Consider the following 282-nt stretch of genomic DNA (forward strand, 5'->3'; position numbering starts at 1 on the left):
GACACGCTGCTCGTCGACGTGCCCGCCGACATCGAGGCGCTGCGCCGCACCGACCCGGCCGCCGCGCGGGCGTGGCGCGTCGCGGTGCGCGAGGTCCTCGGCGGCCTGCTCGCCGACGGCGCCCGGGTCACCGGCTTCCACCGCAAGTCCTGCTACGTCGTCACGCGCAGCCCGTCCACGTGACCTTGGAACCTCGAGGAGAACCGTTGTGAAGATCACCGGAATCGAACTTCGCCGGATCGCGATGCCGCTCCGGGCGCCCTTTCGCACGTCGTTCGGCGT

General features: G+C 72.0%; 1 pseudogene. It reads left to right on the forward strand.

The features are described 5' to 3' along the window. Positions 1 to 183: pseudogene (locus tag GT354_RS06045) on the forward strand (GNAT family N-acetyltransferase); the annotation flags it as partial. Between the last annotated feature and the right edge of the window lie 99 nt (positions 184 to 282).

Source organism: Streptomyces sp. SID3343, assembly GCF_009865215.1.
Classification (GTDB): Bacteria; Actinomycetota; Actinomycetes; order Streptomycetales; family Streptomycetaceae; genus Embleya.